The 25,351-nt window shown below is 29.9% G+C and carries 20 protein-coding genes; 9 read left to right on the forward strand and 11 right to left on the reverse strand.

Features of this window, described 5'->3' with window-relative positions; translation table 11 throughout:
- Positions 1–224: 224 nt before the first annotated feature.
- From H9W90_RS09985 to H9W90_RS10025, 9 genes are all read left to right on the forward strand, one after another.
- Positions 225–1,682 carry a T9SS type A sorting domain-containing protein gene (locus tag H9W90_RS09985; protein WP_187481457.1) on the forward strand — a complete coding sequence of 486 codons (1,458 nt, stop codon included), beginning with the start codon at positions 225–227 and terminating at the stop codon, positions 1,680–1,682.
- 181 nt (positions 1,683–1,863) lie between these two features.
- Positions 1,864–3,924 (forward strand): DUF262 domain-containing protein, encoded by a 2,061-nt coding sequence (locus H9W90_RS09990; protein ID WP_187481458.1) that lies wholly within the window; start codon positions 1,864–1,866, stop codon positions 3,922–3,924.
- Positions 3,925–4,093: 169 nt separating this feature from the next.
- Complete coding sequence (locus tag H9W90_RS09995) at positions 4,094–4,735, forward strand: hypothetical protein (RefSeq protein WP_187481459.1); 642 nt, start codon at positions 4,094–4,096, stop codon at positions 4,733–4,735.
- A gap of 232 nt (positions 4,736–4,967) precedes the next feature.
- Positions 4,968–5,525 carry a hypothetical protein gene (locus H9W90_RS10000; RefSeq protein WP_187481460.1) on the forward strand — a complete coding sequence of 186 codons (558 nt, stop codon included), beginning with the start codon at positions 4,968–4,970 and terminating at the stop codon, positions 5,523–5,525.
- Between the two features lie 333 nt (positions 5,526–5,858).
- The gene (locus H9W90_RS10005; protein ID WP_187481461.1) at positions 5,859–6,464 is read left to right on the forward strand and encodes a DMP19 family protein; all 606 of its coding nucleotides are present in this window, start codon (positions 5,859–5,861) and stop codon (positions 6,462–6,464) included.
- A gap of 154 nt (positions 6,465–6,618) precedes the next feature.
- Positions 6,619–7,209 carry a hypothetical protein gene (locus tag H9W90_RS10010; protein ID WP_187481462.1) on the forward strand — a complete coding sequence of 197 codons (591 nt, stop codon included), beginning with the start codon at positions 6,619–6,621 and terminating at the stop codon, positions 7,207–7,209.
- A 153-nt stretch (positions 7,210–7,362) separates the two neighbouring features.
- Positions 7,363–8,490, forward strand: coding sequence for an AbiH family protein (locus tag H9W90_RS10015; RefSeq protein WP_187481444.1), 1,128 nt, complete (start codon positions 7,363–7,365; stop codon positions 8,488–8,490).
- Between the two features lie 236 nt (positions 8,491–8,726).
- Entirely contained in the window at positions 8,727–9,176 is a 450-nt protein-coding gene (locus H9W90_RS10020; RefSeq protein ID WP_187481463.1) for a hypothetical protein, read from the forward strand.
- A gap of 243 nt (positions 9,177–9,419) precedes the next feature.
- The gene (locus tag H9W90_RS10025) at positions 9,420–10,037 is read left to right on the forward strand and encodes a hypothetical protein (RefSeq protein ID WP_187481464.1); all 618 of its coding nucleotides are present in this window, start codon (positions 9,420–9,422) and stop codon (positions 10,035–10,037) included.
- A gap of 219 nt (positions 10,038–10,256) precedes the next feature.
- Here H9W90_RS10025 and H9W90_RS10030 read toward each other — a convergent pair whose 3' ends face one another.
- From H9W90_RS10030 to H9W90_RS10080, 11 genes are all read right to left on the reverse strand, one after another.
- Positions 10,257–10,898 (reverse strand): DUF6266 family protein, encoded by a 642-nt coding sequence (locus H9W90_RS10030; RefSeq protein WP_187481465.1) that lies wholly within the window; start codon positions 10,896–10,898, stop codon positions 10,257–10,259.
- Positions 10,899–11,035: 137 nt separating this feature from the next.
- Entirely contained in the window at positions 11,036–11,476 is a 441-nt protein-coding gene (locus H9W90_RS10035) for a DUF6943 family protein (RefSeq protein ID WP_187481466.1), read from the reverse strand.
- Between the two features lie 249 nt (positions 11,477–11,725).
- Positions 11,726–12,019 carry a helix-turn-helix domain-containing protein gene (locus H9W90_RS10040; RefSeq protein WP_187481467.1) on the reverse strand — a complete coding sequence of 98 codons (294 nt, stop codon included), beginning with the start codon at positions 12,017–12,019 and terminating at the stop codon, positions 11,726–11,728.
- Positions 12,020–12,946: 927 nt separating this feature from the next.
- Positions 12,947–16,171 carry a type I restriction endonuclease subunit R gene (locus H9W90_RS10045; protein WP_187481468.1) on the reverse strand — a complete coding sequence of 1,075 codons (3,225 nt, stop codon included), beginning with the start codon at positions 16,169–16,171 and terminating at the stop codon, positions 12,947–12,949.
- 3 nt (positions 16,172–16,174) lie between these two features.
- The gene (locus H9W90_RS10050) at positions 16,175–17,278 is read right to left on the reverse strand and encodes an ImmA/IrrE family metallo-endopeptidase (RefSeq protein WP_187481469.1); all 1,104 of its coding nucleotides are present in this window, start codon (positions 17,276–17,278) and stop codon (positions 16,175–16,177) included.
- Between the two features lie 17 nt (positions 17,279–17,295).
- A complete protein-coding gene (locus H9W90_RS10055) occupies positions 17,296–17,628 on the reverse strand; it encodes a type II toxin-antitoxin system RelE/ParE family toxin (protein ID WP_187481470.1) in 333 nt (110 codons plus the stop codon).
- 68 nt (positions 17,629–17,696) lie between these two features.
- Complete coding sequence (locus H9W90_RS10060) at positions 17,697–19,832, reverse strand: N-6 DNA methylase (protein ID WP_187481471.1); 2,136 nt, start codon at positions 19,830–19,832, stop codon at positions 17,697–17,699.
- 93 nt (positions 19,833–19,925) lie between these two features.
- The gene (locus H9W90_RS10065; RefSeq protein WP_187481472.1) at positions 19,926–21,293 is read right to left on the reverse strand and encodes a DUF6965 family protein; all 1,368 of its coding nucleotides are present in this window, start codon (positions 21,291–21,293) and stop codon (positions 19,926–19,928) included.
- 91 nt (positions 21,294–21,384) lie between these two features.
- Positions 21,385–22,869, reverse strand: coding sequence for a DNA primase family protein (locus H9W90_RS10070; RefSeq protein WP_187481473.1), 1,485 nt, complete (start codon positions 22,867–22,869; stop codon positions 21,385–21,387).
- A 19-nt stretch (positions 22,870–22,888) separates the two neighbouring features.
- Positions 22,889–23,179 (reverse strand): helix-turn-helix domain-containing protein, encoded by a 291-nt coding sequence (locus H9W90_RS10075; protein WP_087490832.1) that lies wholly within the window; start codon positions 23,177–23,179, stop codon positions 22,889–22,891.
- A 187-nt stretch (positions 23,180–23,366) separates the two neighbouring features.
- On the reverse strand, positions 23,367–25,349 hold the full coding sequence (locus H9W90_RS10080) for a hypothetical protein (protein WP_187481474.1): 1,983 nt from the start codon (positions 25,347–25,349) through the stop codon (positions 23,367–23,369).
- Positions 25,350–25,351 lie beyond the last annotated feature (2 nt).

Raw genomic sequence — 25,351 nt, forward strand, 5'->3', positions numbered from 1 at the left:
ACGGGTTTAGGTGCTTAATCCAAAGTTTAGGTGTATTTATGAAGTCCGCCAAATCTTTTGATTTGGCTTTAAAAATGAAAAGATAAAACAAAATAAAAAGTTTTGGCTAAGTGCTTAATCGGAAATTAATTACTTTTAATTCCCGTACTAACCATAGCCGAGACGTTGGCATTAATTTAAAAAAAAATCGTAAATTGTAATTTATAATCAAATAAAAAACAGACATGAAAAAAATTTTACTTTTAGTTATCTATGTTATTGCGTTTCAATTACATGCGCAAACTTACATGTATGGCACAACTTATGAAGGAGGTGCGAATGGGCTTGGAATCATTTACAGAGTTGACCAAAACGGCCAAAACTTTCAAAAAGTTTTTGATTTTACAACTAGTACGGGTGGTAAACCATTAGGAGGTTTAACACTAGCAAATGGTAAACTTTATGGTTTTACTACAGAAGAAGGGCCTGTTGATAACCCTGGAGCTACCGCTGGGTTCGGATCTTTTTTTAGTTTTGACCCTCTAACAAATAATTTAACTGTAATTGAATCACTTGATGATAAATCTATAATTGGTAGTGACATTAATCATAGTCCACTTCTTGCTAATGATGGAAAGCTCTACATTATTAGTGCACAAAGTGAAGTCGGTGTATTTAATAGTATAATATCAACTTATGACCTAGGTACGCAAGCTATTTCTGTTTTAGCTACCTTAGATAGAACTACTCACGGTCAAGGAAGATCAAAATTAATGCAGGCTAGCAACAACCATTTTTATATTGCTACCTCCAATGGTGGAACAAATGATTTTGGAACGATCACTCGTTGGAATACCTCTACAAATCAACTAGAGGTGTTATTTAATTCAACTGGACCTGGTGAATCTCCAAATCACGGTTTTAAAAATGCACAAAATGGTTTAATAGAAAGTAGCGATGGATATCTTTATGGTACATCTACACAAGGTGGTGATATAACAGATGTAGGTGTGTTATTTAGAATTAAATTAGATGGTACAGATTACAGTGCATTAGAAGTTTTCAAATCAGGAATACAAGACCAGGGTTTTTATCCATATAGTGGTCTAACAGAATTGAATGGACTTTTATATGGTAATACATCAGAAGAAAATATAGATAACGTAAACGCTGGTACACTTTTCACTTATAATTTAACAACTGGTGTTGTTGATTATTTTTACACATTAGATCTTGAAGGTTATACACCTAAAGGAACTATGACATTATCAACTAATAACCGTTTATACTTTACAACTACAGGTGAAAACGGCGGAAATAATGGTAGCCTAATTGAATACAATCCTATCAATGGTAATGTAACTCAAAGACATTCATTCAACGGAACTAATGGTTCTAAACCATATTATGATGAATTAGCTGTCGTGGATTTCACTTCCTTGAGTATTGATGAATCTTCTTTACTAGATAATATTGTCAATACATACCCGAATCCATTTCAGGACGTAGTTAATATTAAAGTTGAGGGGTCACATCTGATTGAAACTATTAAAATATTAGATCTTAAGGGTTCTGAATTGTATATTGACAATTCTAAGTCAAATGAATCTAATGTAAATACATCTTTTCTGTCATCAGGTGTTTATTTATTGTACATCCAAACAGATTTAGGTAGCACAACAAGAAAGATAATAAAAGAATAACTAATGCCAACAAGGTATAAAAGCAATAGCGGTTTGGGTGTAATCTCAAACCGCTATTATATTTAATAGCCAACTTTGCCTACTGAAAGGAAGAGCATCTAATTCCGCTACTGTTCTTATACAAGTCCGTTGGGCGTCATTAAAACGAAATCCGAACAAAACGAGAAACATAACTGAATAAATGAAAGCAAACGAAACTAAAGTTGAGGACTTTTTATCTTCAAACAAAACACAATTCGTAATCCCAGTTTACCAAAGAAATTATGATTGGTCAACTAGCCAATGTAAACAACTTTTAGACGATATTCTCGAAGTCGGAACTAGTAAAAAAACAAACGCACATTTCATTGGAAGTGTAGTTTACGTCCACGATGATGTTTATACTTCTTCAAGAATAAAGGAATTAACAGTAATTGACGGACAACAACGTTTGACTACATTAACTTTAATTTATTTAACTCTTTATCGTTTAGCAATAGAAATGAATGACGAAGGACTTGAAGCTGAAATAAGTGAAACATATCTGACAAATAAATTTGCACCAGAAGAAGAAAAACTAAAGTTACGTCCTACAGAGAATAATGATAAAGCAATCAAGTATTTATTGAGAAGTGACTCAACAGAAGAGTTTAATGATTTCTCTAAAGTAATTGATAATTTTAATTACTTCAAAAGTAGAATTACTCAAGAAAATATCGAATATGTTTTAAAAGGTCTTTCAAAACTTATGTTCGTTGAAATTTCTCTTGACAGAGAAAAAGACGACCCTCAACGTATCTTTGAAAGCTTAAACTCGACAGGTTTGGAATTATCTCAAGCGGATTTAATTCGTAACTATATTTTAATGGGTCTTAATCGTAAAAGTCAAAATAAGATTTATAATAATTATTGGGAGATAATTGAGAAATTAGCAAAAGACGAAAGTTTAAATACAAGTAAAGTTTCTGATTTTATTAGAGATTATTTGACTTTAGTTAATAATAAAATACCTAATAAAAGTAAAGTCTATTTAGAGTTTAAAGCTAAATTTCCAACAAGTGATTTAGAGCAATTAGAAAACAATTTATTGCCTATAAAATCACTAGTAAAGTTTTACAACAAACTGTTAAACCCTAAAAACGAACCTGATAGAGCAATTAGAACTCAACTAGAATATATAAATCGTCTTGAAATAAACGTAGCCTTTCCATTTTTAATGAAAGTTTATGAAGACTATTCAGAAAACATAATAGATAAAGAAACATTTATTAAGGTTTTAGATTTTATTCAATCATTTGCTTGGCGAAGATTTATTCTCGGTTTACCGACAAATGCTTTAAATAAAATATTTATGACACTTTATGAGAAAATTGACAAAGAAAATTATTTAATTTCTCTTCAAAAATGGCTTTTAAAAAGACCTGGTTCTCAACGTTTTCCTAAAAACAATGAATTAATAGAAAGTCTTAAACTTAAAGACGTTTATAACGTAAAATCCAAGAACAGAACTTACCTTTTAGAACGTTTAGAGAATTTTGAAAACAAGGAACCTGTTAAAATAGAAGGAAATACAGATATAACTATAGAACATATTTTTCCACAAAATCCTGACCCAAAGTGGAAAGTCGATTTAGGAACTGATGAATATAATTTTATAAAAGAAACTTATTTAAACACAATAGGAAACCTTACGTTATCTGGAAATAACGGAAAATTAGGAAACAAAGTTTTTACTTTTAAACGAGATTTAGAAAATGCTGGTTACAAAGACAGTAGATTATGGTTAAATAAGTATTTATCAATTGCAGAAAAGTGGGACAAAGCAGAAATCGAAAAACGTTTTGACTTATTAGCAGAACGTTTCTTAAAAATATGGGAATATCCAGAAATTGAATTAGACGATAGAGATGAAAACAACGAAGTAAACATATTCGAAGCTGAAGACCCAAAACATAAGAAGCTTGAATATGCAATCTTCTTTGACCAAAAAATTGAGGTTACTCAAGTTGCTAAATTATATGTAGAGGTTTTTAAGCAATTATTTGACTTACAACCTGAAACATTTTTCACAACTGATTTAGCAGAAAAAGTAACTTTAACAAAAACACCAAAAGAAGGAAACCCAAGACAGCCAGTTCAAATTAATGACACTTATTTTATCGAAGGAAACATTGATAATATTGGAAAATTTGAGAAGATAAAACATGCATTGACAATATTTGATTCAGAAGATGAACTAACAATTAAATATGCGGAAAAATAATAACGAACGCCCAACACCGTATAAAATTAATTGCTGGTTTTAGCCTATTTACGAAAGTCCTCGCGGACTTTCTATCTGTGTTTTATTTGCCAACTTTAGTGCTTAAAACACGCAACTAATCTTATACAAACACGTTGGCAGTTATTAAAATTCGGAACAATAAATAATTATGAGTAAAGCTGAAAAAGAAAACTTGGATTTAGATAAATTTAAAAAAGAAATTGCTGATCAACTATTACCATTTATCGTTAACGATTTATATAAAAACGGAGAAATAAACGAAAATGAACTGAATGACAAAAAAACAGTTTATGAAAAAACACTTAAACACTTTGTAAATAACAACGATTTTGAAATTGAGACTTTAATTGACCATCGGAATTCAATCCTGAAAACAGCCAAGGAATATGAAAAAAGTAATTTTGATTTATCAAATACGTTATATGCCACATTCATTGAACATACATTGAATTATATTATTCAATCAGCTTGTTACAATTCTGAAATAGACAGAAAAACTACAACCGAGATTATTAGAAATGTAAATATCGGTGGAAAATCAACGTGGCTAATTAAACTTTTAGGTTTACGACCAATAAACAAGAAACATATAAAAACAATTTTAAAAACATCTGAATTAAGAAACGCTTATATACATTACAAATGGAAACCGGATAAACCTAAAGAAAAAGATGAAAATGAACATTTAAAGAATGTAAAAGAAATGATAAAATATCTTCGAACATATGAAACAAAAGTAGAATTTGAAGGAAAAAAGAATATCATAAATAAGACAATAAATAGTAAATAAAAAAACAACTGCCAACACCGTATAAAAAAAATTGCTAAATTAGTGCTTAATCAAAGTTAGTTGCATTTTTTGCTACTTCTGAATTTCCTGCGGAAATTCCTCGCACACAAAAACGCAACTTTCTTTATACAACAACGTTGGCAAAAACTTGTTGAATGACGCTAGAAAGTCATAAGTTCACTAAATTAACTTTCTGCTTAAAATAAAACTCAAATCAAAAATTAGATATTAAATGAAAAAAGAATCAAAGTTTCAAAATAATGCATTACTCGTAATAATTATTTTTGTAATACTTTATTTTGTCAATTATATATTTTCAAAAGAACAAATAATTTTTGGTTTAAATTATTATGTAATAATTTGGATTCTTCCAATAATTTTTGGGTTAATTATATTATTTATAATTAGAAAAAAGTTTTTACAGGAAAACTTAAAAAATCCAGGAATAGGAATTTGGTATCTAATACAAGGAATTATTTTTTCTCATTTGACAATTGGACTAATATCATTATTTTTATTTGAACAAATAAATTCTCAATTTATTGAAAACAAAAAAGTGGAAGTAGTTAATTGTTCAATAAACGAATTAGTAAGCTTTGATAACAATAGATTTTCTATAGACTTCAATTTAAGAAATGAATCAAAAAGAATAAGCATAAGTCAAAAAACATACTTTAATTTTAAGAAAAAAGATTTGAATAAATATATGCTGAAATTTGAGTTTAAAGATGGTCTTTTGGGAACAGTAACTAAAATTAATTCTAAATTAATAAGAAAGATGAATATTTAACAAAAAATATTGAACACTTTCTCACTTATAAATATAATCAGAATTAATATTCTGAATACTAAAATTCGGAATTGAATTTCTTATTCAAAATCTAAGTTTTAAAACCATTTCAAAGTATAAAATTTTGAAAATTAAGAAATGAAAACAAAATACGCATTTGCCAACACCGTGTAATAAAAATTGCTTATTTTTAGCTTAATCAAAGTTAGTTGCTTTTTTATAAACTTCAATTTTACTGCGGAAAATAGCCGTTCATTTAAAACGCAACTTTCAGTACACAAAACCGTTAGCCACAATGTAAACCAACCAATGAACAGAAAGATATTTTTGATTATGATTTTAACCTCTATTTTAAGTTTTTTCGGATGTAAAAAACAACCTGAAAAATCAAATGAAGAAATCGAAATGGATAAACATTTTGAAGAATGGAATAATCGAAAAATATATAAGGTTCTGACATCGGAAATTCTTGAATCTATTTCTGATGATAATCTTGAGCAAACTATTTTTGATAATATCTATGAAATTATTGGAGATGATTACAGAAATGAGTTAGCTGATATCCAAAAACTATCAAAAGGACAACAGGCATTTTGGTCTACTTGGGTTTTAGAAGGAGAAGTAAATAATGGAGGATTTAATCAATTCTATTTTAACCCAAGTGGACAATATTCGGATATGGCGGAATTCGGATTTAAAACAATTGGAGCGGAAAAACATGCAGACTTGACTACTAATGCGAATAAAATTTATGCAGAAAACAAAGAGAGACTAGCGGAATTTGATGATGGAACAATGGAAAGTTTTAGCGAATCCTATAAAGACAATCCTTTGAATAAGTTGGATACCGAATTTTATGAATTGGGAGATTTAGAAAGTATTAGTGAATTAAGAATAAAATATATTCGTGAACATATAAGCGAATTTACAACTGAATAAAAACACAGTGGCTAACAAAGTATATAAAAAATTGCTAGTTTTAGCTAAACCAAAGTTTGTTGCTCGTTTGCTAGCTTCTGATTTTCCTTCGGAAAATCCTCGCACACAAAACCGCAACTTTCCATATACATAAACGTTAGCTGTAATTAGAAAAATGGAACAACCTATAAAAATAGAGATTTTAGATATTGATAGTTATTACAGACAAATGGAGAAATATTTTCTTCAACATTTCTATAGTAATAAAACACTAATTCCGATATTGATTTTCTTCGGAATCGGAATATTTCTTTTAATAAGCGGATTTTTGAGTGGATATGATTTAGAGATTATGACTTTAAAAAACGGACAGGAAGAAGTTACTCATAAAAACTACGGAATATCAATTGGAATTGGTTGCGGTTTAATCCTATATTCAATTCTTAAATTTCTTGATATTAGAAAATCTAAAAAAGCAACTGAACTTCTATATAGCATAAAAAGAAATAGAGAGAGAAAAGTAAATGACAAAGTTGAATTTACGCTTTCAGAAAATAAAATAAGTTATTCATCAAGTTTAAATAGTTGGAATAAAAAATGGGAATTTTACGATTATTACAAAATGACCAACAATAATCTGAATTTATATTCTAACAGTTATTATTCTGGTTTTCCTGAATTAGTTATTCCTTTAAACGATTTGAATTCGGAGCAAATTGAATTTTTAAATAAATACATTAGTGGAAAAGTAAAAAACTACAGCTAACAACGTGTATAAAAAATTGCTAAATTAGTGCTTAATCAAAGGTAGTTGCATTTTTGTTACGTCTGAATTTCCTTCGGAAATTCCTCGCACACAAAACCGCAACTATTCATACACAAAACCGTTCTACGCAATTAAACAAAATCTTAACCTAAAATGAAAACTGTAGTAAAAAGCACTAACATCATATTATTGATTGGAAATGGATTTGATTTATCTCACAACTTAAAGACAGGCTATAATGATTTTGCTACTTGGCTTATTGAAAAAATTGAAAAAGAAATCAAAACTTTTATAACGACAAAAGAAGCTACAACTTTTTTGAAAGACATTTTTTTTGATTTTATAAATAGAGAACAATATCGGTATGTTATTTTTCAGCCGGATGAGATTGATAATGTTGTTAGACGATATTTTAATAATTACACAAACGACTCTTTAAACGAGCTACTAACTAATAATTCAGATAAAATCCAAACTATTATATCTAATACATTTTTGGGTAAATTATATAATAATCAATATACAAACTGGTTTGATATAGAAAATGCTTATTTCCAAGAACTAATTAGATTAAAAATTCTATATAAATCCGATTCTAAATACATAAACCAAGTAAAAAGACTCAATAAAGAATTAATAGAAATCAAAAATTACCTAAAAGAATATTTAAATACTATTTTACTAAAGCATAATCCGAAAATAAATGAATTCTTTAATAATATAAAAGTATATGATAATTTAGATTTTAATATATTCATTATAAACTTTAATTATACCAAAACCATTGGAAATTACTTCTCGGAATTCAGTAATGGAATAACTAATCTCAAAAGCGTAAATATTAATTATATCCACGGTAATTTGACACAAGACAATATCGTTTTTGGATATGGTAACGATAAACATAAGGAATATCAAGAAATAAAGGATTTAGAAGCAAATGAGTTTTTGGAAAATTTTAAAACTTTTGCGTATTTAAAAAATAATAATTATAATAGAATTTATAGTGATATTTTAGATAATAATAGTATAGATGATTATGAAGTTCTTGTTTTAGGGCATTCTTTAGGTACAACTGACAAAACTTTATTAGAAGAAGTATTTAATAATGAGAAATGTAAAAAAATTCGTTTATTTAAAAGGTCGGACCTAAATGAAAATGAAGATAAAGTCAAAAAATCATTTGATAACTTGGTTTTTTCAGCGAGTAGAATACTTCGAAATGAGAAAGATTTACGCAAAAAAATATTGAATTATGAAGATAGTGATTTTTTCCCTTGACAATTGAACTTGACAGAATAAATAACTGCGTAGAACACCGTATATAATTTATTGCTGGCTTCTTGCTTACTTGCGAAAGTCCTCGCGGACTTTCTTGGTCGGTAATTATTTACTAAATTAGGTGCTTGAAACACGCAACAAACCATATACAAACACGTTGGCAAACATTTAAGAACTGAATGGAAAATTCTATATTTTTAATAATTGTAATTTTAATTGTTTTATCAATTTGGATTTTGACTATAAAATATTTTCTTAATCCCTTATTTTTAAAACCGAAATTAAGTTTGCCTGAAATTATCAAATTTCTGAATGAAAAGAAATGTTCATTTATTGAATACAAAAATCTGAATAAAAATGAAAAGCAAAGGAATATTTTCAATCACACAAAAGGTTTCACAATCGAAAATGTTATTTATGCAAAATCTGAATATAAAATAATAGGATTTTCTGAAAGTGAGAATATTTATAAAATTTTCTGGCTGAATTTAGAATCTTCTTTGCGACTTTTCGGAAAACGAGAATTGAATTTTATTGAGGAAAAAGACTCTGAATTATTAATTGAATTACAAAATAAATATAATAAAGAAATAATAATCGTGACTGACAAATGTCCTGCTTGTAAAAATGGAATTTTAACAAATGAAATTGAATGCAAAAGTTGCGGATTAAATTTAGTCGCTTAATGAAAAAAACGATTTGCCAACACCGTGTATAAAAAATTGCTATTTTAGTGCTTCACCAAAGACAGTTGCAATTTTGCCAACTTCTGAATTTCCTTCGGAAATTCCTCGCAGACAAAATCGCAACTTTCCATACACAACAACGTTAGCAAATATTAACAAAAATCAATAATAATTATAATGAAAAGAATAACAATCAGATTATTAATAGTATTGGGAATAATTACATTTGTAAAATGTAGTAATTTGAAAAAAGAGAAAACTATCTCCAATGGAAAACTTGAAAAAAAATCTCAAAGTATTATACCGAAATCAGATTTCAATAATGTTTTAGACAATTTACTCATTTTTAAGTCTCAAAAAGAACTTGAAAAAACATTTGGTATAGAAAATATTAAAACTGAAACAACTGGAAATATAGACTCAGAAAGTGAAAATTATTACACTGTACTTTTTCCTAACACAAAAAATGAGATATTATTTTTCTGGAAAAATGAGAAAGAATTGAAAATTCTTGATTTTATTAAAATATCAGAAAAAAATGTTAGATGGTTAACAAAAGATGATTTAAGAATTGGTTTAAGACTTAAAGATTTAGAAAAAATAAATAAAAAAACTTTTACCTTTTATAATTTCGAGAGTGAATTACTTAGTGGTAAAATAGATTGGGATAATGGTTTTTTGAGTAACAGAAATGTTTCAGGAAAATTATCTCCTCCAAAATTTGAAGACCCACATTATTCAACTCAATTAGATAAAGCATCTTTCGAAGGTTTTTCTAAATTAAAGAAAATACATAATTCATCAAGATTCTTAACGTCATATGATATATACTTATCTGAAATAAAAGTATGGAATAAATAGATTATAAAAAATTGAAATACTAAAAACATTTGCTAACACCGTGTTATATTAATAACATCTTAAAAGTATTGTATTTATTGACTTTAAATAAATATTATTGAAATAGGTACAACATAGGTATAACATTTTTAACCTTGTAATTAAATGATCTATAAGCATAAAAAAACCGCTTCTAAATTAATAGAAACGGTTTTTAATATGTATTTAAACTTAAAGTTATTAAGCTGCCGTACCAGAGCCTAAATACACACTATTTGATACTTGTGTACCATCAGCAGAAACAAACGCCATAAATAGCTCTACTGTATCTCCTGCATAGGTATTTGGTATTGTAACCACTTGCGAACCTACAGTTCTATCAGCACCATCCAAAATAGAAATTGATTCTTTCTTGCTTGGATTGTAAACCAATACCATCGCTTTGTCTGTTACATTTGCGTTACCCTCTGCCGAGTTATCATCCCAATCAAAACTTACTTGTCCTGCGGTTGTTAAATCGGTTGTAGGATTCAAAACTCCAGACAAAGGACCTCTACTTAATAAAGCTAAAGAATAATCAATCGTAAAGTTAGGTGCGATACCTCCTACTGCATTATTTAATACATAGGACATCGCTGCATTAAATTCCGTTTTCTTGGTCGCAAATGACTTATAACCGATTTTGATAAAATCTTTAGTCGCTTGCAAATACTCCAATGTAATGATAAATTTATTACGCTGATTTACTTGTCCCTCTGTTCGAGGATTCGCCACGCTCGATGGCTTAATTCTAATGTAGTCAATACCTTTCCAACTACCACCAACAATGTTACCTACCTTACCAGATAAGCCTCCTAAAATTCCTTGAGCTATTTTACCCATTTTATAAACAATTTTAAATTAATACACCTTCGGATTTGGTACGGACTTAACATTGCTTTTAAACCTTATTTTCGTTACTAATATAACTAATATTGTGCCATATTGTTACGGTTTCAGGCTCTTTAGATGCCTTTGCGCTAAGCTTCTTTAGTTTGCATTACTTTGAAACAATTACGAATATACGCAACCTTTAAAACTGCCATTTTTTCAATGACATTTTGAAGCTCTTTTTCCTTTTTACAGATAACAGAAACCGCATTAATATGTTTTTGCATCTGATTAGCGATATTACCATTTGATTTTAAACCTTTTTTAAGCGTGTTTCTGCAATCATCTATTGAGATAAACGGAATAACACTACCTTTTAAATAGTAGGCGTAAAAACCACCTATTTGCAACATCATCGATAAGTGAAATAATGTGTTTTTTGCTTCTTCGGTTGCAGTTGTTACTACAAAACAATTAGGACAGGGATTTGTTAAGGGTTTTCCGCTGTTTAGACCTTTGTTTAAGATGAAAAAATGAGGGTTCGAGTAAGTGCGACCAGATTTGTGTGTTTTTAGTTCAAAAGTTGACATAGCTATCCAATTTAAAATTGCTTCGCTACGCTTCGCACCATTATTTTTTTTGAAAAGAAAAAAAGATAGCCATAGTTATTGTGGCGTGGGTGAGGCTGTCAAGGTTTTTGGATAAAAGTTTTTTGAGTTAAAATGTTTAATGAAAAAGAAGAATTATTGTGAAAAAAGTTTTATTCAAAACCCGTAGGGCTTGACCTTTACTGCCTTGTGCGGCTGGCAGAGGTAGCCACATATATTTGCTACCTTTTTTTATTTTAATTTCAATTGATTCTTTTTTAATGTGTCTATAATTTCTTGCTTGTTGTAATATCTTCTATTCCCTAAACCATAACTATTGACTTTACCTTTATTTGTCCAATGCCAAAGTGTCGTTGCATTAATCTTCAAAAAATCTGCTGTCTCTTGTCTTGTTAAATAGACATCGTTTTCTTTATTGCTTAAATCATCTAAATAGCTTTTTATTTTAAGCAATAGTTTATCGGCTACTTTATCTGCTAATTCATCAACTGATACTTCTGTAATTTGGATTGTTTTTGTTATCATAATATTAAATTTTAGAACGAAAATAAAACACTTTTCTGGGGAATTAAGACTTAAAAAAATAGGTTTCAGTTCGTCTTTGAGCGTTGGGTGAAGCGTTTGTATGGGTAGCGTTTTAAATAGTTGTTTGATAAAACAGCATTTAAACAAGCTACTTATACAGGACTTTTAGGCAATAGCTTATTGCTTTTTTGAGGCACGATAAAAAGTAATGTGCTATGGCGTAGTACTACATATTCTAAACCTATTTTTTTTATAACCGCTGACTTGGGTGGTGGGGAAAAGTGGACTTTAATATTTGTTAACGAAATGAAACAAACAAAGACTTGAGGTAAGGAATACTTGGATACTTCGGCTACGCTCTGCACTGGCTTAACGATGGTTTTGTGCAGTTGAATGAGATAACGAATATTATTATTAATTAACGAAATTCTGTAAATGTTCGACTGTTTAATGCTTATTTAAAATGTGGTTAAAAGTTCGGATGTGAGCGTTGGATGAGCGGATATTTAGCTCGTATCACTTTTATTTTAAATTAATGTACTCGTGAATATCCACAGTTTAATTTTAGTACCGAATTGTGCGGGTGGTGTGTGGATATTTTACATAATAGCAGTTATAGCTACCAAAACATAAGAACACGCCGTAGGCAACCTTTGAAAAGGTTTTTGCTACTATAACTTCTATTATGTAACTTAGCTTTGGGTTGGTTTTGTGGCGGAATAGTTGTTTGAGCGTTGGCAATGGCTCTTTGCTTTTTTATTGTACCAATTTAATAAAATAGATACGTTTAAATAAAATAAGCAATGTGCCATTATAGCTGTGGGTACAAGTATTATGACATAAAACCAACTATGCGTTGGCGCGCGGAACAACACAAAAAACAGAGGATTTTGAGGTACGAAAAAACTGGGTTTTGTGTTGTGGGGACTATTTAGTCCAATGATTTGCTAATAATTCAGCTTGTTTTAATACGGTATCTGTTGCTAATTTTTGAAGGTCTGGTGGATAGCCAAATTTTCTTAATGCTCTTTTTACCATTACTTTCAGTTTAGCTCTTACGCTTTCCTTAATCGTCCAATCTATTGTTGCATTGTTTTTTACAACTTCTGATAAATAGACTGCTAATTCTCTTAAAACCTCATTACCTAACACTTCTTTTGCACTTTCATTTTCTGCTATTGCGTAATAGAAGGCTAATTCTTCATTGGTTAAGCCTGTGTCTTTATCGGCTTTATCTTTATTTTTAATACTATTAGCTAACTCAATCAATTCTTCTATAACCTCTGCTGCTGTAATAATTTTGTTCTGATATTTTTTAATAGAATTTTCGAGCATTTCCATTAAGGATTTACTCTGTATTAGATTTGTTTTTGCTCTTGATTTTATTTCGTCATTAAGCAATTTTTTTAATGTTTCTAATGCTAAGTTTTTATGCTCCATATCTTTGATTTCCATAAGGAAATCATCCGATAGGATTGAAATATCAGGTTTCTTGATACCTGCTGCATCAAATACATCTATTACACCATCTGAAACTAATGCTTTATCAATTACTTGTCTGATAGCTGATTCTATTTCATCATCTGATTTACCTGAGCCTGTTGTATCAAATTTTTGAAGTCTTGATTTTACCGCTTGAAAAAAGCCTATTTCATCTTTAGCATCCAATGCTTGCTCGTGAGGTATAGCAATTGCAAACGCTTTAGACAATGCTGTAACTTCATTGATAAAACGTTTCTTCCCATCTTCAATACTCAATATATGCTCTTCCGCTGCTAAGATGATTTTAAGTTTGGTTTTGGTATCTGCTGTAAAATATTCCTCATACAATAAGCCTTTATCTTTGCCTAAATAAGGAACTGATGGATCTTCTACCAATGAAGTAAAATCGTTGGAATACCCTTGCTCTGGTTTCTCTAAAAACATTTGCGATACAACTTCTAATTTCTCTAACATTAGTTGTACTGCTTGTTCTTGTGCAATTGTTGGGTCGCCTTTACCACCACTATCTGAATAAAAGGCTAATGCCTTTTTAAGGTCTGATGCTATACCCAAATAATCAACAACTAAACCACCTGGTTTATCTTTATAAACCCTATTTACTCTTGCAATAGCTTGCATTAAATTATGGCCTTTCATTGGCTTGTCAATGTAAAGGGTATGCATAGAAGGAGCATCAAAACCAGTTAACCACATATCACGAACTATTACTAATTTTAATTCGTCTTTTGGGTCTTTCATACGGTCTGCTAAAGCTCTACGCTGTTGCTTTGTAGTATGATGTTTCGCCATTTCTGGACCATCAGAAGATGATGCAGTCATTATTACTTTTACAGCACCTTTATCTAAATCGTCATTATGCCAATCTGGTCTTAACGTGGTAATAGCTTTGTATAGTTCTGCGGCTATTCTTCTCGACATAGAAATTACCATTGCCTTACCTTCAAAAACTTCTTGGCGTGCTTCAAAGTGTGTTACTACATCTTTAGCAATACTTTTTACTCTTTTTTCGCTACCGACTAAGGCTTCTAATTTTGTCCATTTTGCTTTAGCTTTTTGGGTTTCGGTTAATTCTATTTCGCCCAATTCCTCATCTAAATCTTCAACCAATTTTTTACCTTCATCTGTTAAGGCAATTTTGGCTAATCTACTTTCATAAAAGATTCTGACTGTTGCACCATCTTCAACTGCTTGGGCTATATCATATATATCTACATAATTTCCAAAAACAGCTGATGTGTTTACGTCTGTATTTTCAATAGGTGTTCCTGTAAAACCTAAATAAGTGGCATTTGGTAAAGCATCTCGCATATACTTTGCAAATCCATACACTACTTTATTACCCACTACATTTCCCTCTGCATCTTTTTCATCTATGGTTTTTGCTTTAAAACCATATTGTGTTCTGTGAGCTTCATCTGCTACAACTATAATATTTTTACGTTCTGATAAGGTTTCAAATATGTTACCTTCTTCTGGTTGGAATTTTTGAATGGTGGCAAAAACAACTCCACCTGATGCAACTTTTAGCAACTCTTTTAAGTGTTGGCGATTTTCAGCTTGTACCGGTGTTTGTCTTAATAATTGAGTAGAAGAAGCAAAGGTGTCAAATAATTGGTCGTCTAAATCATTTCTATCTGTTATGACTAATATGGTAGGGTTATTTAGATTCAATACTATTTTACCTGAATAGAAAACCATAGACAAAGACTTTCCAGAGCCTTGTGTATGCCATACTACACCACCTTTTCTGTCACCATCTTCAACACTTGCCAATTGTGTGCTTATAACTGCTTTATTTACTGCATAATATTGATGATAGGCTGCTATTTTTTTTACTGTTTCTATGGTAGTAATTCCTGTTTTTAAATCCTCTTTTTTAGATTTCTCAAATACAATAAAATGACGAATAAGGTCTAATACTGTTTCTTTATTTAGCATTCCATTGATAAGGGTTTCCATTTCAGGAATAAGGTGTGATGCTTCACTTTCTCCGTCTGCTGTTTTCCAAGACATAAAACGGGTAAATCCTGCCGATAATGAACCTGCTTTTGCTTCTGTACCGTCTGATATTACCAATATGCTATTGTAAGTAAATAATGATGGAATAGTAGCTTTATAGGTTTGTATTTGCTTATAAGCTGACCTTATGGTCGCATTTTCATCTACTGCATTTTTTAGCTCAACTACGACTAATGGTAAACCATTAATAAATAGAATGACGTCTGGTCTTTTATTGTTGTTATTTTCAATTACCGTAAACTGATTGACAACATTAAACTCATTGTTATTTACAGTATCAAAATCGACTAATTTTACAATATCTCCTCTTTGGCTACCGTCTTTTTGATAGGTAACATTTATGCCCTCTGTGAGCATTTTATGAAACGTTTCGTTATCTGTTAATAAATCAGGTGTACCTATACGCAATACTTGTTTTAGAGCATCTTCTTTAGCATTACTTGGAATACTTGGATTTATACGGTCTATTGCTTTCTGAAGTCTTTCGGTAAGAATTACTTGGTCAAAAGAGGTTCTTTCTTGTGCATCTGTATCAGGTGCAATATCTGGACCATAGATATAGGAATACCCAAGGTTTTCTAATTCTTCTATTGCATATAATTCTATGTCGTTTTCAGTAATTTTTGCCATAGCTTAAATAGTTAAGTCAGTAAATTCTACCTTAGTTTTTAAGCTATTCAAACGTACATTTTTATACAAATGGGTGTATTGTCTTTGTACTTGGGCTACAATAATACCAGGGTGTTTTTTAAACTTTTCACTTAGTTGCAAGACCAATTCTCTATCAAAATTGGGATATTGAAACAACTCGTTTCTTTCTTTTTCTGATAATAACATACGTGCTGCAAATGCATCTGCCTCATCTTCTTTTTCTTTATCAGGCTTAATACTTTCTAAACCATCTATAAAAATGTCTTTTTTACCGTGGTATAAAATATGCCCTAATTCGTGAAAGAACGTGAACCAAAATGCATTGTAATCTTTTTGTCTATCCGTAATTTGAATTAGTGGTACACTATTATTTTTAATCCATCTGGTAGCCCCATAGATAGGAGCTTTAGAGATACAAGGCGTATAAACTAAAGCTACGCCACAAGATGCACAAAGTGTTTGTAACTCTTCTAACCAAGTATCTGAATGCTTATAGGCAATATCTTGAATTTTATCTAAACAGTTTCTTAAACCTTTTTTATCAAATGTAGCTACTTTTATTTTCTCTGCTTGTAATTCTCCTAAACGCAACCAAACTGAAATAGCTTGTGGTTCTGTGGTGTGTTTTAATTCAATTTTAAAGGCTAATGAACTACCATTATAAATATTTGACCATTGTGCAGGAGAAGCAACTCTAAAAAACTTTAGTAAGCCGTCTGCTAATTCAGGTTTCTTGCGAGTATCTGGAAGCAAACCAAAAGATTTCATTTTAGCTAATGGGAAAGAGGACACCCATTCTTGGCATTGCTCTAAATATTCCATTTGCTCTATTTCCAATAATTCATCTTGATAGGTACGTTCTAAGTTTATCCAAAAACTTGCAGGAACACCCAATACATATTCTAATTTGGTGGCTGTTTCTTTGGTTATTGGTGCTTTTCCTTTGATTAACTCATTAAGTTTAGGAACAGACCTCCCTAAACGCTCTGCTAATTCTGCTTGCGACATACCTATATGGTCTATATGCTCTTGAATACTATCGCCTGGGCAAGAGAGTAAGGATTTTTTTATTTGTAAATCAGTCATTTTGTTTCCTTTTTAAGTTAGTGAGGGTCTTCTACAGACTCAATACTTATAATGGTTATCGCTTTTAAATCTACTCCACCATCTTCTAAGGTTTGAATAGGGTCTTGGTTTATTATGAATAGTATTCTCCAATTTTCTTGAATGTCTATTGACCAAGTGCCTTTCCCTTTGCCTATGTGTTGGTGCAATCGTAATACAGGTAATTTTGAGATAACCTCTAAATTATCTGCATTTTTAAGCTGAGTGATACGCAACTTTACCTTTTTTGCTAATGTGCCGTAACTCTTTGCTATACCTTTATCAGTATCGAGCTTCTTCTTCAGCTTGTTATTTTTATACGATAATTCCATTGCAAAGTTACAAAATTATTTACTTAAAGGGTTAATGATTTTTAGTTTTTATGATTTCGTTAGTGCAATTACACACGACTTTTTTGAAAAATTGCTTTATTTGATTCTGTCAAATATGAGTTAATGACTTTATTGATGTACTTCTTTCTATCAATAGCCTTGATTATAGCTGAAAATTTAACTTGGTCATCATAAGAGGGTAACATTATCTTCGTACTCAAAATTTGAGTTGGTGATAAATTAGATTGACCACCAGAACCTCTTGCAATTTTCACAAACAATTCTTGATAGTAATCATTACTTATTAGATAGTAAACATAATTTAAGTCGATATCTACTTCCTCTTTTAATTTTAGAATACCCACCCTTTGATTTAAGTAATAGTCTTTATTTTCTTTAAACATTGCTACCTTACCAACCCAACTATCTTTACCTCCTTCGAAACGATTACCAGTCATTGTTATTAAAAGGTCATTATTCTTTATTTTGTAATTCTGGAATTGATCAGATGTTTCTTTAGAGATAAAATCAATGTTGTCCAAAAGTAACCTCCTTGCTTTAACATTCTTTATTTTAATTACAGGGTATCCCTTGGACTTAAAATCTTTACTTTTAAAGGATGCCCCACCTTTTAAAGTAAAAAAATCTCCTAATTTATATTCTGATTTTTCTACTTTTTCTAAAGTTATATTTTCGACAATATCACTTATTTCATTGTTAATTTCTTTTTCCTCTTCTATCCATTTATCAATATTTTCCTTTAAATCTATTATCTTATTATCTATTAATGCTTCATCCAAGGTATTTTCTTCTACACCTACATAATAACCTGGATTAAGCTCATAATCTTTCTCTTTTATTTCTTCTTCACTAATTGAAATACAGAAGCCCTCTATATCGCTATAATTCTCGTCATTGTTTTTCCAATTTTGAAAGGTGTTAATTAAAGTTTGGTTTTCATCAGGACTTAAGGCTCTTAAATTTTTATTTCTTAGACTACCTAATTTACGAGCATCAATAAGTAATATTTCGCCCTTTCTCTGTTGTTTATTCTTGTTCAGGAACCAAAGTGATGCAGGAATATGAGTTGAGTAAAATAGCTTATCAGGTAGACTTATTATACATTCCACTAAATCATTATTAATTAACTTCTGACGTATTTCACCCTCTGAACCTGTGTTTGATGTTAATGACCCATTTGCTAAAACAAAACCTGCTTTCCCATTTGGTGTCATATGATATAAAAAATGTTGTACCCATCCAAAATTAGCGTTCTTATCGGGAGGTGTCCCATACTTCCATCTTGCATCATTTCTCATTAAGTTACCACCCCAATCGCTATCGTTAAAAGGTGGATTTGCAATAATGTAATCTGCTTTTAAATCTTTATGTGCATTGTTTAAAAATGAGCCTTCATTATTCCATTTTACTTGTGAACTGTCGATACCTCTAATGGCTAAATTCATTTTAGCTAAACGCCAAGTAGTTTGATTGCTTTCTTGCCCGTAAATTGAAATATCATTGATTTTACCTTGATGAGATAAGGTGAATTTTTCAGACTGTACGAACATACCACCTGAACCACAACAAGGGTCAAACACTCTACCTTTATAAGGTTGTAGCATTTCTACCAATAATTTTACTATGCTCTCTGGTGTGTAGAATTGTCCGCCCTTTTTACCTTCAGCCAATGCAAATTCACCTAAGAAATATTCATATACTTTACCTAATACATCTTGACTTCTGCTTACTTCATCACCTAAAGCAATGTTACTAATCAAATCAATGAGTTGCCCTAAACTGGTAGGGTCTAAATTCTCTTTGGCAAATGCTTTGGGTAGTACTCCTTTTAATGAAGCATTGTCTCTTTCAATAGCATCCATTGCATTATCAATGTCTTTACCTATTTCAGGAAGTTTGGCTCTACCTTGCAAGTAAGACCATCTTGCAGAAGGAGGCACAAAGAATACATTTTCTGCTCTGTATTCGTCTCTATCTTCTGGGTCAGCACCTGCATATTCGCCTTCACCTGCTTGCAGTTTAGCATAGAGTTCTTCAAAAGAATCAGATATATATTTTAGAAAGATTAAGCCTAATACAATATGTTTATATTCTGCTGCATCAATATTTTTACGCAGTTTATCTGCTGCTTTCCAAAGCTGTTTCTCAATTGGTTCTTGCTTGGTTTCCTTCTTTTTTGCCATTTATTGGATTGTTAATATAGTTTTAAGTAACTTTAAGAATTAGTGATATTTTTATAAAGGCTATAAAAATATAAATCTTTTAACAGATAAAACCTATACTTTTAAAATAACTTTTAATTCTTGCAATCTCACTAAATATGGAAAGTATATAAGATTACCATTATTCGCTTTAATAGTTGCTAAATGACTTGTTGTAAATTTATTGGGATTTGAAATTTTAGTACATTGATTTAGTTTTATTTCTTTTTTAGGTAATTGAATGTTCTTAAAAAATAATTCTAATTCCTCTATTTGTTTATTCCAATTAACGGTCTGTTTTTCTTGAAAAACAAACGTTTCATCCAAAAGATATTTATTGCTATTTGAAGGTGTTTGCGTAGATGCATTATTAGAATGTTTGCTACTTATGCTATTGGGTTTATTAGGTATTACTTTAGTTATGTTTTTTGTTTCTTTTTCTCTAAAGTCTTGCCAATTCAATTTTATGAGATAGTCTGCAATATCTTTACCTTGTTCTTTATCTTGGTTTGGTGCAAGTTCTTCCAATAAATCTGAAACTTTAAAAAATGAATTTTCTAATTGTTCTTGAATTTTCTGTACCTTATTAGACCATAAATTAAATGCTTTACCCTCTTTTGATAGATCTGGAAATAAATACACGTTTCTACCTTTTAATGATTTACATTTATTAATATTTAAACTACTCAAATTATACACTGCTAACCATAATAAATTTTTAGGATTGTTAGGAAAACCGAAATATAACGTGCCATACATTGCTGTTTTTGGTGCTTCAACTAATGCAACAGGATTTAAAGGATGTTTGCTTAATAGATGCTCTCCGAATAAACAAGAAACTTTAGTTTCGTTTTTACTGTAAGCCTTTAGCCAATTAGGTATTTGTTGTTTATTACGTTTGTAATGTTTTTCTATTATTGAGTGTAAAAAATCTGTTCCTATTGTATGATTGTGTTTGTCAAATTTCTTTACTTGGATTGCCCTTACATTATTATCTATATCAATAAATGGAAATGTTGTTGCGTCTTTACGATAACCCTTTGTTATTGTGCCTAAATGATATTGTGCTATGATTTTCTCTATATCTTCTGACTCGAATGGGAATGCTATATTATTTAGTAAATTTTGTATAAAGGTATTTATTTCATATTCTTTTCTTGTTTTGTAAAATACATCCTTTGGAATACATACTCGTTTTGGTTTTACTGTTGGTTTAATAGTTTGATAGACAAAATCATTCTTAATCGTATTATCTTTTGCATATCCATTTTTATAGGGATTTAGATGATAACTGCAATTCATTTCTCGGTCGCATTTACCATAAATTTCTGGAAGATATTCTTGTGTCTGAACATCAATATACCTTACAAAGCGTTTTTTATGACACGCAGGACATTGGTGTTTTTTACTACCTTTTTCGAATATGTATTTGTATTGGTGCATAAAAAGTTTTTCTTGAAGGGTAACTTTAATAACTTTAGTAACTCTACTTGTTATTTTAGTTACTTTTAGTACTACTTATAAACATCTTTTTTTAATAGGGAATTTCATTTGTTATAAATGCTGCTAATTTGTTACCTGCAACACGATCCACTATAATCTTTAAGTTTTTTAGTCTTTTAGAGAAATTAACTTTACTTACAGGTCTGAAACCATCTTCCGTACAATATTGTCTGTAACGTGGATATATTTCCTTTATGAGCGTGTATTGGTTTGGCGAAATAGTATAATCGTTTTCATCAATAAACATTTTAACGCTATCGGATTGTTTTTTATAGTCTGCAACTGCTTCTTCTGCTGCTCTACAATTAGAAAATCCTTTTTGTGCTAACAGTCTATTTAACCCCTCTAAAACCCAATTAAAAACACCTGATAATTCTTTTTCTATGATTTTATTGTGTAGGTTTTTATCTTGTTTTTCAGTCGGAATAGTAACATCAAAAGGAATAATTAAAAATCGTCTGAAGTATGCGTTTGTTTGTTCTACCTCTTTTGGTAATTCGTTACAATTGAATATCAATTTTGCGTATTGCTTCAATGTAAATGGTTCGCCATAAGGTAAGCGCGCTTCTACAGGTTCACCAGAAACTAATTGTTTGAATATTGAACTCTCTAATTTTCCATTAATTTCGGATGCGTAATTCACTAACTTGTTCGCTAACTTTGCTCTAAAATATCCGTTTTCATTGGTAAGACTTTGCAAAGAATAGTTACTTATATTTTCATCACCCAATAAGGCACTTATCACTTCAAAAAATACAGATTTACCATTAGCACCTGTACCGTAAAGTATTAATGCTTTTTCTTCTTTTAACCGATTACTATTGTGTTTGATAAATACAAAACCTATATATTCTGCCAATACATTTTGACGCTCTATATCTGGTAACACTTCGTTTAAATAGGCTTTAAATAGAGGTGCTTGCGCCTCTGGATTGTATTCAAATGGTAATTGATATGTGATAAAATCATTTGAATTATAAGGCCTTAATTGTGTGCCTTTTGTATTAATTTCAAATGTTCCGTTTTTTAAGTTTATTAAAACATTATCTGCTGATGTTGGTTTAGCTTCCAAGTAAGCGGTTGCCAAAAATTGTTCGTATAATTCTTTTTTGAATTTATAATACTTTGCTGAAAATTTTGGTACTCCCATAATTTCTGATGCATTGCCTAAAAACTTTTGAAATGCTTCTTTGTCGATTTCATTCCAATAAGAACCGTTGTATAAATAAATGAAACTATGATTTTTACATAAACCCCAATTATTGTTTTTAGCAATTTTTAATACAGTATCAATTGAAATAATTGAATAGTGTTTGTTTGAAAGTTTAAAATTATCGTGAACACTTGGATTTGCTATTTTTTCAAAATCAATAGGTTTAAATTCTTTTAATAATTTCGACAATATACTAGCGTGTTTAACTTCTTCTCTTTTGGTTAATTCCTTAACGTGTTGAATAATAGTATTAGGCTCTTCTAAACTTTCAAATTCTGGTTTTAGTGATACAGCTTTTTTCATAACTTTTTACATTTTAGAATTAATATTTACGTTTGTTAGAAAATGCTGCTTTGTAGTTTTTGTCTAAAAGCTTCTGTACATCGCTCATTCTATAATAGATTTTTGAGCCTATTTGTGAAAATGAAACTTTACCTTCATCTCTCCAGGATTGTGCTGTTCTTTTGCTAATATTCATTAGCTGTAAAAATTCTTGATTGTCTAAAAACGTGTCGTTAGGTGACTTCTGTTTTTCTTCTAGTTTCTTGTTTAGAACATCTAAACGATTTACTAATTCTTTGTACTGTTGTGCGCTTAAAATAATTGCTTCCATTTGATAAAATTTTTATGATTATGAAAACAAAGATTGTCAGAAACAGAGGTTCAAAACACTTTAAAAACAAGGGTTTAGAGTAAGGTGTAGAGTGTAGAGTGCTATAAAAAAACAGACAAACTAAAAGAGATTAACTGTATTTTTTGAAGAAAGTTTTTTAATACTGCACTAGAAGTGTAGAGTGTTATTACAGTGTTTTTAATGCCATATCAATGTTTTTTGATGTAGCAGGAACTTTTTGAGTTCTTAATTTGGTGCGGTTATATTGCTCTCCGTTTTCTTGAATAAAACAGTTTATAGTTACTGCCCATTGCTGTTGCTTTAAATCTACAACAAGTTTTAATACATTATGCAATTGCTTAATGAAATATGAAAGTTCGCTAATATTACCAGTCCAGACAATAGGCTTTTCAATTTCTTCTCCGCTAAATGCTTTTCTAAAATCCTTTAGATCTGTGTCTGATGCAATTAATTTTTTTCTAATTAAAGAGTCTTTTAATGAAGTTAGATTTGTGGATTCAAATTGCCACTTTTTGTAAGTAAATGAACGATGCTTCGATTTTACCTTTCTCTTTGGCCTTTCAATTAACTCTTGCTTTCTAGCATTACCAATTAAGCCTTTTTTAAAGTCTTGTAATATGTTTTCTGTCGCTTCTTTAAATAACTGAAAATGATTTTTATAATGCTTCCAAACGTGAACAGGATATTTGTTCTCGTATTGATTCGGATTGTACTCCATATAGTTTGGATACCAATATGTATCGTGGTAAATTCTTTTAAATTCTTCAGCTCTTTTTGTTGGCGTGTGCGTCTTAAATTGATTTACTGATAGTGTTAGGTATTTGTTAATTTCAAAGTCATTTAAAGGCTTTATTCTTTCATATATAGCGTTTAAAAATACATTGTATAAGTCACCAGAGATAAATGTATCGAAATAGGTTGGGTCGAAAGTATAAGTTTCCCAATAGTCATCGCAATTCTTTCTATATTCAACTGCTTCAATCGCTATACGTTTTTCTAATTCTTCTACTAATAATAAATCTTTGAAGACGTTGTATTGAAATTGGTTGTTTATCATTGTATTTGTATTTACTGCATCATCTAATGTATCTAAATATTCTTTTAACTTATCTAAATATTGCATAAAGAAAGATGCTACAAAAACGGAAGAGTAATTTGATTTGCCAACTTCATAAACATTAAAATCACTCAACAATAACCTATCTCTTAAAATATTATCATATTCAATAACCACCTCTTTTGGCTTTGAAAAGCTTAAAATATTTTTCAGCCTTTTTACAACAGTCTTTGATGTATTACTATTAAAAAAGTCCTGTATTAATTTAATCTCTTTATTTAATGCTTCCTTTTTAACGTCTTCTTCTAATTCATCAAAATCATCTATAACACTGCTTATCTCAAATTCAATACGTTCATTAAAAAGCTTTTTTTGATGATTTTCAATTTTTTCTGTTTGTTCAAAATCTAAATCCAATTTATAAATTTCATCCCAGTGATCTGTTCTTTTATTTCTTCTTAATTCATTAAAAGTTACAGTACAATTCAGCCATTTATCTATATACTCTTTTTTGTAGTCGGTTGTAAATACGAGTTCTTGGATATAGGTAATCTCTGGTTTTTCAAAGATTAAATAAATGTCGTACAATAAAATATCTTGGATATAACCTATTATAGCAGCAAAATATTTATTTAGTGCTGTTGATAATTCTTGTGATTTTAATTTACCAATATTTAATTCGTCATTAAAATTTTTTAGATTTTCATCTATTGAAGCTGAAATAAAAGCTAAACCTAATGAAGAAACTTGACTTTGAAGAATTAATGATTCTGTTGGTACAATAATATCTTTTTCTAGTTCCGTGTTTATGATGCCTAATAATTTGTTATAAATTATTTTAGCTTCAATTTTTGATATTTGTTTCTTCTCTTTTTTATCAAAAGGTGTAATCTTATACCCTACAGATATATAACTTTTAACTGATTCAGCAAAAATATTCAAGCTACTGTAACTAGAAAATAATAAATTCTGCGCTTGCTTTAAACTGTCTTCTAATTCAGACTTACTAATTTTTTCTTTTACAACGATATTATTTAAAATCTTCACTTCTTGAAGTGTGCTTTTAAAACTATCAAAAACAATTTCCTTCATAA

It is taken from the genome of Polaribacter pectinis, assembly GCF_014352875.1.
Lineage (GTDB): Bacteria > Bacteroidota > Bacteroidia > Flavobacteriales > Flavobacteriaceae > Polaribacter > Polaribacter pectinis.

What these genes read in the sequence shown, in the direction of transcription:
- H9W90_RS10045 (WP_187481468.1), bottom strand. Translation starts at nt 16,171, where the DNA reads ATGGCAAAAATTACTGAAAACGACATAGAATTATATGCAATAGAAGAA.
- H9W90_RS10010 (WP_187481462.1), top strand. Translation starts at nt 6,619, where the DNA reads ATGGAACAACCTATAAAAATAGAGATTTTAGATATTGATAGTTATTAC.
- H9W90_RS09985 (WP_187481457.1), top strand. Translation starts at nt 225, where the DNA reads ATGAAAAAAATTTTACTTTTAGTTATCTATGTTATTGCGTTTCAATTA.
- H9W90_RS10005 (WP_187481461.1), top strand. Translation starts at nt 5,859, where the DNA reads ATGATTTTAACCTCTATTTTAAGTTTTTTCGGATGTAAAAAACAACCT.
- H9W90_RS10070 (WP_187481473.1), bottom strand. Translation starts at nt 22,869, where the DNA reads ATGAAAAAAGCTGTATCACTAAAACCAGAATTTGAAAGTTTAGAAGAG.
- H9W90_RS10000 (WP_187481460.1), top strand. Translation starts at nt 4,968, where the DNA reads ATGAAAAAAGAATCAAAGTTTCAAAATAATGCATTACTCGTAATAATT.
- H9W90_RS10080 (WP_187481474.1), bottom strand. Translation starts at nt 25,349, where the DNA reads ATGAAGGAAATTGTTTTTGATAGTTTTAAAAGCACACTTCAAGAAGTG.
- H9W90_RS10035 (WP_187481466.1), bottom strand. Translation starts at nt 11,476, where the DNA reads ATGTCAACTTTTGAACTAAAAACACACAAATCTGGTCGCACTTACTCG.
- H9W90_RS10055 (WP_187481470.1), bottom strand. Translation starts at nt 17,628, where the DNA reads ATGGAATTATCGTATAAAAATAACAAGCTGAAGAAGAAGCTCGATACT.
- H9W90_RS10030 (WP_187481465.1), bottom strand. Translation starts at nt 10,898, where the DNA reads ATGGGTAAAATAGCTCAAGGAATTTTAGGAGGCTTATCTGGTAAGGTA.
- H9W90_RS10050 (WP_187481469.1), bottom strand. Translation starts at nt 17,278, where the DNA reads ATGACTGATTTACAAATAAAAAAATCCTTACTCTCTTGCCCAGGCGAT.
- H9W90_RS10065 (WP_187481472.1), bottom strand. Translation starts at nt 21,293, where the DNA reads ATGCACCAATACAAATACATATTCGAAAAAGGTAGTAAAAAACACCAA.
- H9W90_RS10040 (WP_187481467.1), bottom strand. Translation starts at nt 12,019, where the DNA reads ATGATAACAAAAACAATCCAAATTACAGAAGTATCAGTTGATGAATTA.
- H9W90_RS09995 (WP_187481459.1), top strand. Translation starts at nt 4,094, where the DNA reads ATGAGTAAAGCTGAAAAAGAAAACTTGGATTTAGATAAATTTAAAAAA.
- H9W90_RS10060 (WP_187481471.1), bottom strand. Translation starts at nt 19,832, where the DNA reads ATGGCAAAAAAGAAGGAAACCAAGCAAGAACCAATTGAGAAACAGCTT.
- H9W90_RS09990 (WP_187481458.1), top strand. Translation starts at nt 1,864, where the DNA reads ATGAAAGCAAACGAAACTAAAGTTGAGGACTTTTTATCTTCAAACAAA.
- H9W90_RS10015 (WP_187481444.1), top strand. Translation starts at nt 7,363, where the DNA reads ATGAAAACTGTAGTAAAAAGCACTAACATCATATTATTGATTGGAAAT.
- H9W90_RS10075 (WP_087490832.1), bottom strand. Translation starts at nt 23,179, where the DNA reads ATGGAAGCAATTATTTTAAGCGCACAACAGTACAAAGAATTAGTAAAT.